Source organism: Flavobacterium supellecticarium, from assembly GCF_004801375.1.
GTDB classification, from domain to species: domain Bacteria; phylum Bacteroidota; class Bacteroidia; order Flavobacteriales; family Flavobacteriaceae; genus Flavobacterium; species Flavobacterium supellecticarium.
Map to the genome: position 1 here is coordinate 892,777 of NZ_SSNZ01000002.1, position 16,564 is coordinate 909,340.

Annotated in this window: 15 protein-coding genes; 9 read left to right on the top strand and 6 right to left on the bottom strand. The window is 39.7% G+C overall.

Going from position 1 to position 16,564, the window contains the following annotated elements; translation table 11 throughout:
- The first annotated feature begins 7 nt into the window (after positions 1–7).
- Positions 8–1,501, top strand: coding sequence for a hypothetical protein (locus E6C50_RS08810; RefSeq protein WP_136402828.1), 1,494 nt, complete (start codon positions 8–10; stop codon positions 1,499–1,501).
- 32 nt (positions 1,502–1,533) lie between these two features.
- Positions 1,534–2,181, top strand: a complete 648-nt coding sequence (locus E6C50_RS08815) for a DUF6705 family protein (RefSeq protein ID WP_136402829.1) — start codon at positions 1,534–1,536, stop codon at positions 2,179–2,181.
- A gap of 77 nt (positions 2,182–2,258) precedes the next feature.
- On the opposite strand, the gene E6C50_RS08820 is transcribed toward E6C50_RS08815, so the two are convergent.
- The gene (locus tag E6C50_RS08820) at positions 2,259–4,736 is read right to left on the bottom strand and encodes an outer membrane beta-barrel family protein (protein WP_136402830.1); all 2,478 of its coding nucleotides are present in this window, start codon (positions 4,734–4,736) and stop codon (positions 2,259–2,261) included.
- Between the two features lie 96 nt (positions 4,737–4,832).
- Positions 4,833–5,174: an arsenate reductase (glutaredoxin) gene (gene arsC / locus E6C50_RS08825; protein ID WP_136402831.1), complete on the bottom strand. Its 342-nt coding sequence runs from the start codon at positions 5,172–5,174 to the stop codon at positions 4,833–4,835.
- Between the two features lie 115 nt (positions 5,175–5,289).
- Between arsC and E6C50_RS08830 the strand changes: the two genes are divergently transcribed.
- Both E6C50_RS08830 and E6C50_RS08835 read left to right on the top strand, forming a co-directional pair.
- Positions 5,290–6,195, top strand: coding sequence for a CPBP family intramembrane glutamic endopeptidase (locus E6C50_RS08830; protein ID WP_136402832.1), 906 nt, complete (start codon positions 5,290–5,292; stop codon positions 6,193–6,195).
- Positions 6,192–7,235, top strand: coding sequence for an AMP-binding protein (locus E6C50_RS08835; protein WP_317128619.1), 1,044 nt, complete (start codon positions 6,192–6,194; stop codon positions 7,233–7,235). Before E6C50_RS08830 ends, E6C50_RS08835 begins: the two co-directional genes overlap by 4 nt.
- 100 nt (positions 7,236–7,335) lie before the next feature.
- On the opposite strand, the gene E6C50_RS08840 is transcribed toward E6C50_RS08835, so the two are convergent.
- The 3 genes from E6C50_RS08840 to E6C50_RS08850 form a co-directional block, all read right to left on the bottom strand.
- Positions 7,336–7,761 (bottom strand): DoxX family protein, encoded by a 426-nt coding sequence (locus tag E6C50_RS08840; RefSeq protein WP_136402833.1) that lies wholly within the window; start codon positions 7,759–7,761, stop codon positions 7,336–7,338.
- A 118-nt stretch (positions 7,762–7,879) separates the two neighbouring features.
- The gene (locus E6C50_RS08845) at positions 7,880–9,511 is read right to left on the bottom strand and encodes a M1 family metallopeptidase (RefSeq protein ID WP_136402834.1); all 1,632 of its coding nucleotides are present in this window, start codon (positions 9,509–9,511) and stop codon (positions 7,880–7,882) included.
- A 104-nt stretch (positions 9,512–9,615) separates the two neighbouring features.
- Positions 9,616–11,244 carry an acyl-CoA carboxylase subunit beta gene (locus E6C50_RS08850; protein WP_136402835.1) on the bottom strand — a complete coding sequence of 543 codons (1,629 nt, stop codon included), beginning with the start codon at positions 11,242–11,244 and terminating at the stop codon, positions 9,616–9,618.
- Between the two features lie 177 nt (positions 11,245–11,421).
- Between E6C50_RS08850 and E6C50_RS08855 the strand changes: the two genes are divergently transcribed.
- The gene (locus tag E6C50_RS08855; RefSeq protein ID WP_136402937.1) at positions 11,422–12,066 is read left to right on the top strand and encodes a DUF47 domain-containing protein; all 645 of its coding nucleotides are present in this window, start codon (positions 11,422–11,424) and stop codon (positions 12,064–12,066) included.
- A gap of 30 nt (positions 12,067–12,096) precedes the next feature.
- The gene (locus tag E6C50_RS08860) at positions 12,097–13,164 is read left to right on the top strand and encodes an inorganic phosphate transporter (RefSeq protein WP_136402836.1); all 1,068 of its coding nucleotides are present in this window, start codon (positions 12,097–12,099) and stop codon (positions 13,162–13,164) included.
- A gap of 52 nt (positions 13,165–13,216) precedes the next feature.
- Here E6C50_RS08860 and E6C50_RS08865 read toward each other — a convergent pair whose 3' ends face one another.
- Entirely contained in the window at positions 13,217–13,636 is a 420-nt protein-coding gene (locus tag E6C50_RS08865) for a hypothetical protein (RefSeq protein WP_136402837.1), read from the bottom strand.
- A 138-nt stretch (positions 13,637–13,774) separates the two neighbouring features.
- Between E6C50_RS08865 and E6C50_RS08870 the strand changes: the two genes are divergently transcribed.
- From E6C50_RS08870 to E6C50_RS08880, 3 genes are read left to right on the top strand one after another with little or no spacing between them, the layout of a single operon-like run.
- Positions 13,775–14,791 carry a DHH family phosphoesterase gene (locus E6C50_RS08870; RefSeq protein ID WP_136402838.1) on the top strand — a complete coding sequence of 339 codons (1,017 nt, stop codon included), beginning with the start codon at positions 13,775–13,777 and terminating at the stop codon, positions 14,789–14,791.
- Positions 14,792–14,794: 3 nt separating this feature from the next.
- Positions 14,795–15,403 (top strand): gliding motility-associated peptidyl-prolyl isomerase GldI, encoded by a 609-nt coding sequence (gldI, locus tag E6C50_RS08875; protein WP_136402839.1) that lies wholly within the window; start codon positions 14,795–14,797, stop codon positions 15,401–15,403.
- Positions 15,404–15,432: 29 nt separating this feature from the next.
- The gene (locus E6C50_RS08880) at positions 15,433–16,524 is read left to right on the top strand and encodes a peptidylprolyl isomerase (protein ID WP_136402840.1); all 1,092 of its coding nucleotides are present in this window, start codon (positions 15,433–15,435) and stop codon (positions 16,522–16,524) included.
- Positions 16,525–16,564 lie beyond the last annotated feature (40 nt).

Genomic DNA, 16,564 nt, shown 5'->3' on the forward strand with positions numbered 1-16,564 from the left:
ATTAAATATGGACAATAGAAAATTACGAAACCGTTTTCCCATTTTTGTTTTTATTCTGATCGCGCTTTTTGGCTGTGAGCTTGAGCAAGATGCAATACAAAAAAACAGCTATCAGGAAAAAGTAAAGATTAGGCGTAGTACTTTCGATGCGCTGTTAAAAGAGCGAAATTTTGTTAACGCATTTTCAAAGTTAAGTCAAGGCCAAAATAAGGGCTTACAATCAAAAACTGTTATGGAGGCCGAATATGGCTTTACTGTTATGCCTAATTTGGCTAAAGTTATAGAAAGTGCCGGAAGTACATCTTATACATTTAAGATTACACGTGAAATTAACAGCATAGATTATTTTGAAAATCTTGTGGTTAATGTTGATAGTTTAGGTCAGTCAAGCGCCTATATTTTAAAATATACGCCAAGTGAACCGTTAACACCAGCCGCCCATAATTCCTTTAATTTTACCGGGCGAGTAAAAATAACGCCGATTACTTATAATACCGATGAAATAGGAAAGACTACAATTTGTGTCACGGCTCAGATACTTATGTGTGATCAGGCATGGAGTTCAACTAACACGGGCGTACACGTTGCTACTAATGACTGTCAAGATCAAAACCATTTATTTTACGCTCCTGTTACAACTTGTTACTCTGTAAATGGAGATATTGGTGGGGGCGACTTCGGAGACGACCCCGGAGTTATTGTCCCTATTGGCGGCGGCGGCGATGGTTCCCCGCCAACTGAAGGAGGGCTCACACCACCTAATAATTGCCAAAGATGTCCAATTATTATTACTGCCCCTGTTGAAGATCCCGATCCGGCTACTCAAACTCCGCCTACGCCTTGTAACCATTTAAAAAACTTAACCGCTTCACCGGCCGTAAAAAGTTCTTTTAAAACATTAGACAGCCGCAAAACTCAAGATGGCGAATGGGGATTTGGTTTTCAAACTCAAAATAGCACTTCTAATTCTATTCAACCGCCGAATGTTATTGAGGCATCATATAACAATCCAAATAAATTAAACATGGAAAAAGCAATTGGAGGTAATTATATTGGCGCGTCTCATACACACCCCCATATTTCCTACGGTTATTACCCAATGTTTAGTTATGATGATTTACAATATTTAATGCAAGTAGGCCTTAAACACGATAATAACGGGAAGCCTAAGGACTGGACAAAATACGTATTAACTCTAACAACTTATGACGGGATATTTGCAATTAAAATAAAAGACCCCGTGAAATTTTTTGCGGCAATGGGGCAAAATGGAAAAAAGATAAATACCCGTATTCAAGATGATTATCGCTCTCTCTCTACCGGGACGTCGATGGATACGTTCAAAAAAACATTTCTTAACATCTTAGCGGATTTTGATTTAGGAGTGGGGTTATACGAGGGAAGTATCGATTTGAACGCAACTGATTTAGCAAGTACTAATTTTAATTGGGGTGAATTATCTCAAAGCAAAGGAAAAATTGTTAACACACCGTGTCCTTAATAAAAAAATTGTATCTTTTAAAAATGAAAAAAATGAAAAAAATATTATATAGTTCAATAGCAAGTATGGCCACTTTGTATGGGTGTGCCCAAAGCCCGGTGATTGATAGATTTGGGGGCTCGACTATTGGTAAAGTTGAAAACGCGTATTATAAGGATGTTAATGGTTTATTGAATCAATACGTTGGAACTTGGATTTATTCTAACGGTAATACGACGCTCAAAATTATTTTCATTAAAAAGCCGATGACCTATGTGTCAAGTTTTAAAAACTATTACGAGGACTATTTAGTTGGAGAATTTCAATACATAGAAAACGGAGTCGAAAAGGTTAATACATTGCCAAATTTAAGTGCTTCTTATTCAGATATTATGGACTATAACTTGTTTTCTGTGGCTATGATGAAAAAGGATTCATACCCTTTATGTCCAGAATGTGGAGAGGACGAAAGACGATTACTTATGTTTTTCAATGAGCCCTCCCGAAGAAATATTTGGAATGGAATAAGTAATAATTTTGTGATCCGAAAATTTATTCAAAATGGGCAAGAAAAACTGAAAGTACAATTTGTTTATACTGGAAACGGTCTTGAAACCTTAAATAGCCCAGACGGCCAATTTACTAATATAAATAGTTTTAATGTTCCATACGGTGAATACATTTTGACTAAGCAGCCCTAAATATTACATATTTTTAGGATACAAAAAAAGCCAAGTAATAATTTACTTGGCTTTTGTTATTGTTGATTTTCATGATGTTATCCACCCATATATTCGTCGCCACCACCATTATCATCGCGTTTTTGTTGCTTATCTCTGTCGGATTTGCTTTTGTTAAAACGGTAGGTAAAGGTTAGATTGATCTGACGTTCTCTCCATTGCATTTCACTGTGGGAATTTAATAGGAGTGGAATGCTGGTATCGGTAATTCTTTTTCTGGAGTTAAACACGTCGTTTACATTTAAGGCAATCGTTGCTTTATCTTTTAGAATATCCTTGCTTAACGCCAGGTTTGCCGATAAGATTCCTTCGCTTCTTCCCTGAGACGTGTTTTGTGGTGCATTATAGGTCGCATTGGTCTGCCAGTCGATACCATATGGTAAGCTTACTTTCGAACTTACACGGGTAAACCAGCTGTAGGCTGTATTGCTTAAATCGGTAAAGATTTCGGTATTGTTTTGATCAATATAAGTATAACTTCCTTCCAACTCGTTACGGAAGAAATTGAAGTTTCCGTTTAATTTCCACCATTTGTATGGCGTATAATTTAAGGTAAACTCAAAACCAAAACGGTATTCGGTGGCTAAGTTTACCGGCGTATTGGCGTATACCGGGTTACCGTCGATTACATTTCCGGTTGCTTTTTTAATAAACTGGAAACTATCATCGGTTTTATTAAAATAAGCCGACGTATTCAACGTCAATTTATCCCAACGTTTTAAATAACCCAGGTCAAAGGAGTTGGTATATGACGGATTCAAATCCGGGTTTCCTTCGAATACGTTGATGTTACTCGATAGTCCGTTAAACGGATTTAGGAAACGCCCTCTCGGACGGTTGATACGTTTGCTATAACTCAAACTAATACTGTTATCCTGTGCAAATTCATAGCTTAAGAATACACTTGGGAAGAAATTGTGGTATTTTTTGGTGTTGAATTGTTCCGTACGTAAAAAGTCAATCCCGATGTTGGAATCTTCAAAACGCATTCCCACCATATAGCTGAATTTGCTGATTTTGGAACCAAACTGTGCATAAAGCGCGTTGATTTGCTCTTTATATTCAAAAATATTGGTAAAGTTCGGATCGTTCATCCAGGCATTATTACTAAAATGATCCACGCGGTAATCGGTTGTCAAATCGGTAAAATCACCGCGGTAACCCGCTTCAAACTGACTTTTCTTTCCAATTGGTAAAACGTAATCGGTTTGTAACAGGCTTCGCGTTTGTTTTTGGTTGTTTAAAGTTCTATCAATGGTAGCCACACCGGTATCAAAACGGGTATCGCTAATCGTTGCATCGTCATTATCACGATTGGTAGAAGCCGAAAAATCAACGGTTAATTTATGACCATCTTTTTTAAACTTCTGTGTGAAATTTGTCGAGTATTCTAAATTTTGTGAATCGTTTGACTGATCGTTAAAACGGTTACGGGTGTATAAAAAATCGTGATTGGCATCATAATTATTAAAGAATACATTATCCGGATTGGCACCATTGTTTTTACGGATTCCAATCGAGTTCGTCCAGGTTAAGGATTTGGTTAAATACCATTCCAATCCGAAACCGGCATTATACCCTTTACGCTCTCTTTTGTTTTTACGTCTTTCTTCGATATAGCTCGAAACCGCTCCGGTATTTTGGTCTAAGTTTTCCGAATCGGTAAACGAATTCCCCGGACTGTTACTATAGTTGTAGCCGAAGTTGGTAAAGAGGTTAAACGCTTTGCTTCTGAAGTTGATATTGGTATTACCACCAAAATTATCGGGATTTCCGGCAACAGCCATAACACTTCCGTTAATTCCCTGTGCTTTTCCTTTTTTAAGAATGATGTTTACGATACCGGCACCACCTTCGGCATCATAACGTGCCGACGGATTGGTGATTACTTCCACTTTATCAACCGAATCGGCCGGAAGGGTACGCAAAGCATCCGCAACATTGATTCCGGCAAGTCCCGAAGGTTTTCCGTCGATCAGAATACGAACGTTGTCGTTACCTCTTAGGCTTACATTACCGTCAGAATCCACCGTAACCGAAGGAACATTGTCCAATACATCGCTCACGCTACCGCCTTTAACGGTCATGTCTTTTCCTACGTTGTATACTTTTTTGTCCAGTTTGATCTCTACCGTACTTTTCTCGGCTACCACGGTAACTTCCTGAAGCTGTTTAGCGTCAAGAGCAAGGGTGATCATTCCCAGGCTGGTATCTTTTGTAAGTTCTTTTTGCGGGATTTCAACGGTTTTAAAAGATAGAAACTCCACCTTGATATAATAATTCCCGGTAGGCACTTCAAAACTGAATTCCCCTTTGTCGTTGGTCATCGCACCGGAAACAACGGATTTATTTTTAAGATTTTGGGCATAGATATTCGCATATTCCAGGGGTTGTTTGGATTCGCTGTCCACAACACGTCCGGTAACAGTAACTTTAGCCGCGTCTGGTTTTTGAGCGAATGAGACAACAGAAGACAATAGTAAGAACATTACTACTGCGAAATGAAATCGTTTCATGTGTAATTAGTTTGATTTGCAAGGTTTGACTGCAAAAGTAACCTTGGGTTTAAGTGCGGAATCACAAATGTTTGTTAAAACAAACGTATACTGATTCTAAATAATTTCCAGAATCTTTTCGGTTGGACGACCAATTACGGCCTTGTCACCATTGATAACAATAGGACGTTCAATTAGTTTGGGGTTTTCGGACAAAATGGTGATGATCGCATCGTCGGAAAGCGTCTGACCTTTGTAATTTTCGATCCAAAGACTTTCTTTCTGACGTACCAGTTCGATTGGTTTAATTCCCAGTTTTTGGATGATTGATTGTAGTTCTTCGCGACTCAAAGGCTGATCCAGATATTTTACGGTTTCAAACGAAATTCCTTTTTCTTCCAACAGGCAAAGTCCTTCTCTGGATTTGCTGCATCTCGGGTTGTGGTAAATTGTAATCATAGCGCAATATTTTTTACAAAGGAACTACTATTCTGTGAAAATTGGAGTAACTTAGTGAAAACAAATTTTCCTCCTGAGGTTTCTATAAGGAGCGTACTAAAATCCAGTAACAGATATGTTTATCGAACAAGTCAAAAACAAAAGTTTTCGTTTCTTTTTGTATTTACCGATCCCGGTGTTCTTTTTAGTCCTGATGATCGCCAATTATATGGCTTCTTCCGAGATGAATACCGAACAAATGATACATCAAACCATTGCCGAGTTAGGAGAAAATATGACTTTTTTCTGGAGTATCGTGCCCTTGTCGATTGCTTGTCTTTTGTTATGGTTATGGGTAAAAGTGATACATCGTCAAAGTATTACCAGTCTTACGACTTCGCGACCAAAAGTAGATTGGAGTCGGATTTTGTTTTCGTTCGGATTATGGGCAACCATATCGATCGTACTGACCTTGGTGGTTTATTTTTCGCATCCCGAAAACTTTACGCTGAATTTTAAACCGGGACCGTTTTTTATATTTCTGGCATTGGCCGTAGTATTGATACCACTACAAACCAGTTTTGAAGAATATTTGTTCCGAGGTTATTTGATGCAAGGCATCGGGGTGGTGACACGGAGTCGGTTGGTTCCATTATTAATCACTTCTATAATGTTCGGACTGATGCACATTGCCAACCCGGAAGTCGGGAAAATGGGAAATATTATATTGATTTATTATATCGGAACCGGATTCTTTCTGGGAATTATGACACTAATGGACGAAGGACTGGAACTGGCACTGGGTTTCCATGCCGCCAATAATCTTGTCGGAGCGCTTTTGGTTACTTCCGACTGGACGGCTTTTCAGACGCATTCCATTTTAAAAGATGTATCGGAACCATCGGCCGGTTTTGACGTGATTCTTCCGGTATTTGTTATTTTCCCGGTATTGCTCTATATCTATTCGCGAAAATACCAATGGAAAAACTGGAAAGAAAAACTAACCGGTACAATCGTATTTGAAAATAAAGAAGGAGTATGATGAATAAGCTAACCTACAAAAATGTGCACAATCGTTTTAAACTAAACGGTTTGCATTTTAACGGAAAAGAATTATACGACAAAGCCTATATTTTTGTAAAAGAAGGCGATCCGCACGAAAAAGCGTTGGGTAACTTTATCCTGGAATGGTTTGACGGAAAAGATTATATCGAAATGACCACCTCCGGAACAACGGGAGCGCCTAAAAAAATAAACTTAAAAAAGGCCGCCATGGTCAATTCGGCATTAGCGACAGGCGATTTTTTCGATTTAAAACCGGGCGATACCGCACTTCATTGTTTGCCGATACAATATATAGCTGGCAAAATGATGCTCGTACGTGCTTTTATCCTCGGATTGGAACTGGATTATGTCGTACCGGATTCCCGTCCGCTGGATGTAACCGGGAAAAAGTACGATTTTGCTGCGATGGTTCCCCTACAGGTCGAACAATCCTTAGCCGAATTGGATCAGGTGCAAAAACTCATTATCGGCGGTGCCAAAATAAACCCAGCTTTGGCCGAGCAATTAAAAACACTACCGGTGGCCATTTATGAAACCTATGGGATGACGGAAACGATTACGCATATTGCGGCCAAAAAAATACAGGAAACGGCTTTTACCGTATTTCCGGGAGTGCATATTCATACCGACGATCGGGGTTGTCTGGTGATCACGGCACCGCGTATTTGCGAGGAACCGTTGGTGACAAATGATATGGTAACCCTAATTGGAGACAATCAATTTATATGGTTGGGGCGTTATGATAATGTGATTAACAGTGGCGGTGTAAAATTGTTCCCGGAACAAATCGAGGAGAAGTTGGCTACAGCGATACCGCAGCGTTATTTTGTGATTGGAAAAGAAGACGATACACTGGGCGAAAAGTTGGTGTTGGTGGTCGAAGGGGAACCGTATGCCATAGCCCCGGAAGCTTTTGGTAGACTGGATAAATTTGAAAAACCGAAAGAAATCCTTTTTATACCGTATTTTAAAGAAACCGAAACCGGAAAAATCAAACGGAAAGAAACCGTCGCATAACGGCATAAAAAAACCACAAAGTCACCTGTTTGATGGTTCACAACACGTTTCTGAATACACGTTGGTTCAAGTGGTCTTTGTGGCGGGTTTTTTATAGGAACTATTGGTTCATTTTAAAATAATAATCGGCCGAATGTTTTCCACTTCCGTAGAACAGGAAAAAGACACAGACCAACAGTGTGATCGAGGCCATAATCAGGTTTTGTACATTCATTTGTCCTAAAAAGTTAACCAGAACCGCTCCGATAAGAATCGGCAATTGCGCCCAAATGGACCAACGGGTCAGTAATCCGAAAATGATCATGATACCACCTACCATATGTGCCGAAGCCACATAATGGACTAATAGCATTTCACTACCGAAATTCCGGTTCATATGACCGAGAATCTCGTGTAAGTACTGTCTGTTTGTGATAAAAAATACGCCTTTTAAAAACAAAAAGACACCAAGGCCAATACGCACCAGATCTATCGGATAGCTGGTATGAGCGTTTGCCCATTTGTTTAAACTTTTTACTCTATCCATAACAAATGACAATTTGATTTAGTATGAAAGTTACTAAATAAAATCATTATTTGATAATTTATCAGTTAAAAGTTAGTGTTTTATCTGTTTTAAATGTTAAAATGATAGTTTTTGTAAATTATTTCTGAATGTTGTAATACATTTTTTTAGTATTAAATTCCAGTTGATCGGCAGTTATTTTTTTGTCGAATTTTTGCCATTCGGTGGTAACGTTCATTCGGGTAGTTTTCCCTTTGTAAGTATATTCTACCGGCATTTGGAAATTTTCTACGTTGACTTTCCAACGGTATTCCAAACGGTTGTTTTGGGTTCGAAGTTCCAACACCGGAATATTTTTATAACGTAAGTATTGATTGAATAAGGGCGTTAAGTCTTTTCCGGTTTCCTTATTAAAGAAAGTGATAACCGTTTCGGTATCGATAATTTGCTTTTTATAGGTCTCGGAATAATCCAGTAAAAGTTTCCACCATTTGGCGTCATCGTTAAGGATATGACGAATCGTATTGAGCAGCAAAGCACCTTTGTAATACATATCGCCCGAACCTTCTTTGTTTACACCATAAAAACCAATAATAGGGCGGTCGTTTTTAACGTTGCGGCTTTGCCCGTTTATATAGGCTAAGGCTTTGTCGTAACCCAGATTACATTCTACAAAAACCGCTTCGGTATAGGTTGTAAACGCCTCGTGAATCCACATATCGGCGATATCTTTAGAGGTGATGCTGTTTCCAAACCATTCGTGTCCGGATTCGTGTATCGTGATAAAATCGAATGTCAGTCCGATACCGGTACCACTCAAATCCGATCCCAAATAACCTTTTCGGTATTTGTTTCCGTAGGCCACGGCACTTTGGTGTTCCATTCCTAAATAAGGTGTTTCGACTAGTTTGTAGCTATCTTCCCAAAACGGATATTTTCCAAATTTCGACTGAAAGCAATCCATCATCGGTTTTACTTCTTCAAAATGTTTGCGGGCTTTTGCTTCGTTTTCACGTAGTACATAATAATCCAGATCCAGACCTTTGTAGTTGTCATGGATAAGCACATAATCGGCAATGTTAACCGTAATATCATAATTGTTAATCGGGTTGATCACTTCCCAATCCCAACGGGTATAGCCATTTTTCAGATCTTCGCTCCCTTTAAAACGACCGTTGGAAACATTCATCAAACCATTTGGAACGGCTACTTTTACGGTAGCGCCATTATCGGGTTCGTCGGTTTGCGAATCTTTAACCGGATACCATAAACTCGCTCCCGTTCCCTGAACGGCTACGGCAATCCAGTCTTTTCCTTTGCTATCTTTGCTAAATACAAAACCGCCATCCCAAGGTGCATTTTTGGCTACGATGGGTTTCCCGGAATAATAAAACCGTACGGTTTCGGTAGTTCCTTTAAGAAGGCGCTCCGGAAAGGCTATAAAAACAGCATCGTTATCGCGTTTGTAGTCCAGTTTTTTATTTTGAAACACGATACTGTCGACTTTCATGTTTTCAAACAGATCTACCTGAATCATATTGGTATGGGTAACCACTTTAAAAGTGATGTCATTATAACCGATGATCGAACGCGCTTCCGGGTTGATTGTGATGTTCAGGTCGTAACGTTGTACATCATAACTGGTACGTTCGGCTCGTAGGCCCCCGTGAAGGGAATCCCTGCGGGTAAAAACGTCTTTTTCGGTGATCAGTTGAGCGGAGGCCTGTTGGAAACTGAACAATACAAGCGAAGCGAGTATAAAGTTTTTCATAATCGTATTGAATTTAATCCGGGTAAGTAAAGTAGTAATATAAATAAAAAATCTACTGCTTACGGATAAGTAGTAGATTTTTAAAATTGTTACAGTATGTTGTGTTAAACCTGGATTACGCCAAGATTAAACGGTTTTTCGATAGGAGCGTGGTTGGCAGCTTCGATTCCCATGGAGATCCATTTACGGGTATCCAACGGATCGATAATGGCATCGGTCCAAAGTCGTGAAGCGGCATAATAAGGCGACACCTGCGCATCGTAACGCGCTTTGATTTTATCGAACATTTCGGCTTCTTTTTCCGGAGTCAGTTCTTCTCCTTTTGCTTTTAACGAAGACGCTTCAATTTGTAATAAAACTTTAGCAGCCTGTGCGCCACCCATAACGGCTAGTTCGGCACTTGGCCAGGCGAAGATCAATCTTGGATCGTATGCCTTTCCACACATGGCATAATTTCCGGCACCATAGGAGTTTCCTACCACTACCGTAAATTTCGGTACAACAGAGTTAGACACGGCATTTACCATTTTGGCACCGTCTTTAATAATGCCACCGTGCTCGGATTTGGAGCCTACCATAAATCCGGTTACATCCTGAAGGAATACTAATGGGATTTTTTTCTGATTACAGTTGGCAATAAAACGGGTTGCTTTATCGGCACTGTCGGAATAAATAACGCCGCCAAACTGCATCTCGCCTTTTTTGGTTTTAACCACTTTACGCTGGTTGGCTACGATTCCAACAGCCCAACCGTCAATACGGGCATAGCCGGTAATAATGGTTTGTCCGTACCCGGCTTTGTATTCGTCAAATTCCGAATTGTCTACTAAACGATTAATGATGTCCATCATATCGTATTGTTCGGAACGCGCTTTCGGCAGAATCCCGTAAATCTCGTTTTCATCCAAAGCAGGTTTCGCCGGTTTTTCACGGTTGTATCCGGCTTTTTCAAAATCACCGATCTTGCCTACAATGTTTTTAATCGTATCCAAAGCGTCTTTATCGTCTTTGGCTTTATAATCGGTCACTCCTGAAATTTCGCAGTGTGTTGTCGCACCGCCCAGCGTTTCGTTGTCAATTGTTTCGCCAATAGCGGCTTTAACGAGGTAACTTCCAGCCAGGAAAATACTTCCGGTTTTGTCAACAATCAGGGCTTCGTCACTCATAATCGGAAGATACGCACCACCGGCAACGCAACTTCCCATTACGGCAGCGATTTGGGTGATTCCCATGCTGCTCATGATGGCATTGTTGCGGAAAATACGACCAAAGTGTTCTTTGTCCGGGAAAATTTCATCCTGAAGCGGAAGGTATACGCCGGCACTATCCACTAAATAGATAATCGGCAATTTGTTTTCCATTGCGATTTCCTGCGCTCTAAGGTTCTTTTTCGCAGTAATCGGGAACCAGGCACCGGCTTTTACGGTCGCATCATTGGCCACCACTATACATTGTTTTCCTTTGATATATCCGATTTTTACAACCACACCACCGGAAGGACATCCACCGTGTTCTTTGTACATACCTTCGCCCACAAAAGCACCGATTTCGACACTTTTTGAGTTGTTATCCAATAAATAATCGATACGCTCACGGGCAGTCATTTTGCCTTCAGCGTGTAATTTTGCAATTCGTTTTTCGCCACCTCCGAGTTTTACTTTTGCTAAATTTTGTTTTAATTCGGAGACTAAAAGCTTGTTATGATCTTCGTTTTTGTTGAAGTTTAAGTCCATTATATGTTGTTTCGCTTTGAGTTTGTTTGTTGGAGCGCTAATTTACGATTTAATTACCAATAAAAAAGAGGGAGTCTGTTGAAGTTTTTGCCGGGGATTAATTAAACATGAATTGTTATTTAGTTAACGTTAGCTTAACATTACAGGGGTAATTTCGCGTCATTAAATTAACATATGATGTCATTAAACAACATTTTCCAGTTTTTAGTACCGAAAGATAAGAAATTCTTTCCTCTTTTTGAGCAGGCTTCCATTAACCTGATCCAATTGGCCGAAACCCTTCACGAAGCAGTAAATGCGCCGAAAAACGAAAGAGAAGAGTACTTCAAAAAGATTGAAGAGTTAGAAGCTAACATCGAAGAAATTACCCATAAAACAAACCTGGAATTAAGCCGTAACTTTATCACGCCATTCGACCGTGAAGATATCCACGCTTTGATCACTGCTATCGATGATGTAGCCGATTATATGCACGGAGCAGCAAGTAGAATGCGTTTGTATCAGGTAGAAAAAATTACAAAATCGATCCGTAAATTAACGGAAATCAACTTAGAAGCGTGTCAGCATATCGGAAATGCGATTAAGGAATTAAAAGACCTTAAAAACTTAAAAGCGATTGCCGATGCTTGTAAGAAAATCAACAAACTGGAAAGTAAAGCGGATAACGTATTCGATAAAGCTGTAGCGGATATTTTCGAAAACGAAACCGATGCTAAAAATATCATCAAATACAAAGAAGTACTATCGGCATTAGAGACTGCTTCCGACAAGTGTAAGAGTGTTGCCAATGTTTTAGAATCGGTAACGGTTAAATATTCATAACAACAGTCATCACCCCAGAAAACAAATCGTATGGATTTTACATTACTTGTCATAATCATTGTATTAGCACTGATTTTTGATTATATCAACGGTTTTCACGATGCGGCCAACTCGATTGCGACCATCGTAGCCACAAAAGTACTGACACCATTCCAGGCAGTATTATGGGCGGCGGCCTTTAACTTTGCAGCCTATTTTATCTCCATGTACTGGATCGGTGAATTTAAGATTGGTAACACCATCGCTAAATCGGTTAACGAAAACTTTATTACCCTTGAGGTGATTCTGGCCGGACTTATCGCGGCAATTATCTGGAACTTATTAACCTGGAAATTGGGAATTCCGTCTTCATCGTCCCACACTTTATTGGGAGGATTTATGGGAGCAGCATTGGCACATGCCGGCGCCTTATCTGAAAACGGAGTAGACGTAATTAATTACGCCAAAGTAATACCAACGTTCCTGTTTATTTTCTGCGCCCCGTTAATCGGTATGTTTATCGCCTATCTGATTACCATTTTAATTATGAACATCTGCCGAAAGGTCAATCCGCATAAAGCTGATAAATGGTTTAAAAAATTACAGTTAGTATCTTCGGCTCTGTTCAGTTTAGGACACGGAGGAAACGATGCCCAAAAAGTAATGGGTATTATCGGAGCTGCTGTAATCTGTTACCATATGAACATTGGTGACGTAGCCTATACTGCTTTGGATTCGAGTCACCGTTTTGCACACTTTGTGGAAGACTGGGCGTGGGTTCCTTTTGTGAGTTTCCTGGCGATCGGTTTAGGAACACTAAGCGGAGGATGGAAGATCGTTAAAACAATGGGATCTAAAATTACCAAAGTAACACCATTAGAAGGTGTAGCAGCCGAAACGGCCGGTGCGGTTACCTTATATTTAACCGAGCATATGGGCGTTCCGGTATCGACTACACACACCATTACCGGTTCGATTATCGGGGTTGGAATTACAAAACGTATTTCAGCGGTACGATGGGGTGTAACGATTAACCTGTTATGGGCCTGGATTCTTACGATTCCGGTTTCGGCTTTAATCGCGGGAATCATGTATTATATTTTGAAAATGTTCCTGTAATTCTGGAAATTGAAATAAAAAAAATAGCTGTCATTTGACAGCTATTTTTTTATTATTTATCTTTTAAATATTTCATGTTGTAAACCACAATCCGGTCGTTATAATAGATATACATTTGTTTGCGGTTACCTTGTTTTTTACGGGTATAAATGGCAATCGTACAATCGTCTCCTTCGTTGGTGACGCATTGAAAAGAAGCAATGTCGTCTGTAGGTGTTGATTTAACATCGAAATATTTAATGATTTTAAACAACTGCTCGACATTGGAATAAACCATAATCCGGTTTTTTTGGGTATTCAGATCGATAATGATTTCCGCTTTACGGAATTCGGTATAATCGCTCCATTTTCCTTTTTTGTCTTTTTCGGCCACACTGACACCGGTTGTGACAAAACGGTAATCCTGACTGTAAAGCTGACTGCTTCCGGATAGAAACAGCAAAAAGAGTAGGGCTTTTCGAATCGTTTTCATTTTAGTACTATGCTTTAATGGGACAATAATACAAAAAAAACGTCCGGAATGCCGTATTATTTTGGTGGTTTTTTCGAAACCTTTATTTTTAAGGAAATACTAACCCTTTTGTGAACCAAAAAAATGTAAATTCGCAGCATGATGAATAAAAATGAAATGGAAGCGATCCATACGTTATTGGCCTCGCCAAAAAAAATCGCGATCATTCCCCATCGAAATCCAGACGGAGACGCTATGGGGTCGACACTGGCATTATATCACACTTTTTTACAACTGGGGCATAAGGCGGTTGTCGTAGCGCCCAATGAGTTTCCGGATTTTTTAAACTGGCTTCCGGGAGCCGACACGGTTCGGGTTTTTGAAACCCAGAAAAAAACCTGTGAAACGCTGATCAATGAGGCGGATATTGTTTTTACATTAGATTTTAACGCGTTGCACCGCACTGGTGAGCAGATGGAAAATTTCCTGAAAACATTGACAGAAAAATTATTCATCATGATCGATCACCATCAGTTGCCGGATACGTATGCCAAATATACGTTTTCCGATACGGGTTACGGTTCTACCTGTGAAATGGTGTATACGTTTTTAACCGGATTGGGATATGCCGATTTGATCAATAAAACGGTGGCAACCTGTATTTATACTGGAATTGTAACCGATTCGGGTTCATTCCGTTTTCCGCTTACAACCAGTACGACGCATCGTGTCGTAGCCGATCTGATCGACCGTGGTGTGGAAAACAGTAAAATACATAACCTGCTGTTTGATACAAGCTCCTATAACCGTTTGCAGTTGTTAGGGCGCGGTTTGCAAAATCTGAAACTGTTACCGGAATACAAAACGTCTTATATTACCTTAAGTCAGGACGAATTGGATCAGTTTCATTATGAAAAAGGTGATACCGAAGGCATTGTCAACTACGGACTATCGATTAAAGGTATTGATTTTACGGCTATTTTTATCGAAAACAAAGAAGAAGGTATTGTGAAAATATCGTTCCGTTCGCAAGGCGGTTTCGATGTAAACCAATTTGCACGCGAACATTTCAATGGCGGCGGACATATCAATGCGGCGGGCGGAAAATCCTTTTTACCATTAGACGAAACGATACAACAATTTATTGCTATTTTAGCGTCTGAAAAGACAACATAAGTTATGAAAAGAATCTATTTCTTAGTGCTGGCCGTTTTGGGATTTGCTTTTACAAGCTGCTCTCAGCAACAGGCACGGCAGCCGATTTCGCATAGTTCGGGAACTTTTATCAAAGAATCGATCAAGCGAAATAAAAAACTGATCGCTAATGAAGAATCGCTTATTGAGGCGGTGATCAGTAAAGATACCGCAAAGGCCTATGTTGCTTCCGCCAAGGGATACTGGTATCGTTATGATATCAAAAATGATACAGAAACCCTGACGCCTAAAAAAGGCGATATCGCTTATTTCGATTATAACATCAGCGATCTGGACGGTAAACTGATTTATTCGGAAGCCGATTTAAAATCGCAGGTATACCATGTGGACAAACAAAACATCATGATGGGACTTCGCGATGGTATCAAACTGATGAAAAAAGGAGAGAAGGTAACCTTTTTATTTCCGTCACATATGGCCTATGGTTATCACGGAGATAATGATAAAATCGGAACCAATCAACCGTTAATTTGTACGGTTACGTTAACCGATTTAAAACCGGGTGCTTCCGAAAAAAGTAAACCGGCTCCGAAAACCGAAACTGAAAACACAAAAAACCAACCCGAAAACTAGTAATAATTATCAATTTAAAAATGAAATCAATGACAAGTTTATTTTTAGGCCTTGTTGCATTATTCAGCTCTTGTACGTCATCTTACGATAAGTTAGGCGATGGGCTTTATGCCGATATCGAGACGAATAAAGGTAACATAATCGTTAAATTAGAATACCAGAAAACGCCGGTTACCGTAGCGAATTTTGTATCGTTAGCCGAAGGTAAAAACCCTTTTGTAAAAGATAAATTCAAAGGGAAACCGTTTTATAATGACGTTAAATTTCACCGAGTGATCAAAGATTTTATGATTCAGGGTGGCGATCCGGACGGAAATGGAGAAGGCGGACCAGGTTATAAATTTAAAGATGAAATCGCACCAGAATTAAAACATTCCAAAGCGGGAATCTTATCAATGGCCAATGCCGGACCGGGAACAAACGGAAGTCAGTTTTTTATCACCCACAAAGCAACGCCATGGTTGGACGGAAAACACAGTGTTTTTGGAGAAGTGGTTCAAGGTATGGATATCGTGAATAAAATCGAGCAAAACGATGTAATCAAAAAAATCACGATCATCCGCATTGGAAAAGACGCTAAGAAATTCGACGCCCCAAAAGTATTCAAAGGGTATTACGATACGGAATCGGTAGCACAAAAGAAATTGGCTGAAGGATTGAGTAAAATTAAAACGGAAAAAGTAGCGGCATTTGCAGCAGCAAAAACAGGAGCTACTAAAACACAATCCGGATTGGAATATGCAATCGTTAAAAAAGGAAGCGGTAAAAAACCAGCTGCCGGAACTCAGGTATATGTACATTATGCAGGTTATTTCGAAAACGGAGATTTGTTTGATACCAGCTACGAAGATGTTGCAAAAGCTTTTGGAAAACTGGATGCGAACAGAGCCGCTGCGAATCAGTATATGCCATTCCCATTCCCATATGGAAATAAAGAAGGTTTAATCCCGGGCTTTATCGAAGGATTGGAGAACATGTCTTTCGGTGATAAAGCGATCCTTTTTATCCCGTCGCATTTAGCTTACGGAGAAAGAGGTTATGCGATTATCCCGCCAAATACCAATTTGATTTTCGAAATCGAAATGTTAGAAACGCCACCGGCGCCAAAAGCAAAACAATAATAGAAGAAAAGTCCCGAGTTTATCGGGACTTTTTTTATGC

What these genes read in the sequence shown, in the direction of transcription:
- E6C50_RS08810 (WP_136402828.1), top strand. Translation starts at nt 8, where the DNA reads ATGGACAATAGAAAATTACGAAACCGTTTTCCCATTTTTGTTTTTATT.
- E6C50_RS08815 (WP_136402829.1), top strand. Translation starts at nt 1,534, where the DNA reads ATGAAAAAAATATTATATAGTTCAATAGCAAGTATGGCCACTTTGTAT.
- E6C50_RS08820 (WP_136402830.1), bottom strand. Translation starts at nt 4,736, where the DNA reads ATGAAACGATTTCATTTCGCAGTAGTAATGTTCTTACTATTGTCTTCT.
- arsC (WP_136402831.1), bottom strand. Translation starts at nt 5,174, where the DNA reads ATGATTACAATTTACCACAACCCGAGATGCAGCAAATCCAGAGAAGGA.
- E6C50_RS08830 (WP_136402832.1), top strand. Translation starts at nt 5,290, where the DNA reads ATGTTTATCGAACAAGTCAAAAACAAAAGTTTTCGTTTCTTTTTGTAT.
- E6C50_RS08835 (WP_317128619.1), top strand. Translation starts at nt 6,192, where the DNA reads ATGATGAATAAGCTAACCTACAAAAATGTGCACAATCGTTTTAAACTA.
- E6C50_RS08840 (WP_136402833.1), bottom strand. Translation starts at nt 7,761, where the DNA reads ATGGATAGAGTAAAAAGTTTAAACAAATGGGCAAACGCTCATACCAGC.
- E6C50_RS08845 (WP_136402834.1), bottom strand. Translation starts at nt 9,511, where the DNA reads ATGAAAAACTTTATACTCGCTTCGCTTGTATTGTTCAGTTTCCAACAG.
- E6C50_RS08850 (WP_136402835.1), bottom strand. Translation starts at nt 11,244, where the DNA reads ATGGACTTAAACTTCAACAAAAACGAAGATCATAACAAGCTTTTAGTC.
- E6C50_RS08855 (WP_136402937.1), top strand. Translation starts at nt 11,422, where the DNA reads ATGTCATTAAACAACATTTTCCAGTTTTTAGTACCGAAAGATAAGAAA.
- E6C50_RS08860 (WP_136402836.1), top strand. Translation starts at nt 12,097, where the DNA reads ATGGATTTTACATTACTTGTCATAATCATTGTATTAGCACTGATTTTT.
- E6C50_RS08865 (WP_136402837.1), bottom strand. Translation starts at nt 13,636, where the DNA reads ATGAAAACGATTCGAAAAGCCCTACTCTTTTTGCTGTTTCTATCCGGA.
- E6C50_RS08870 (WP_136402838.1), top strand. Translation starts at nt 13,775, where the DNA reads ATGATGAATAAAAATGAAATGGAAGCGATCCATACGTTATTGGCCTCG.
- gldI (WP_136402839.1), top strand. Translation starts at nt 14,795, where the DNA reads ATGAAAAGAATCTATTTCTTAGTGCTGGCCGTTTTGGGATTTGCTTTT.
- E6C50_RS08880 (WP_136402840.1), top strand. Translation starts at nt 15,433, where the DNA reads ATGACAAGTTTATTTTTAGGCCTTGTTGCATTATTCAGCTCTTGTACG.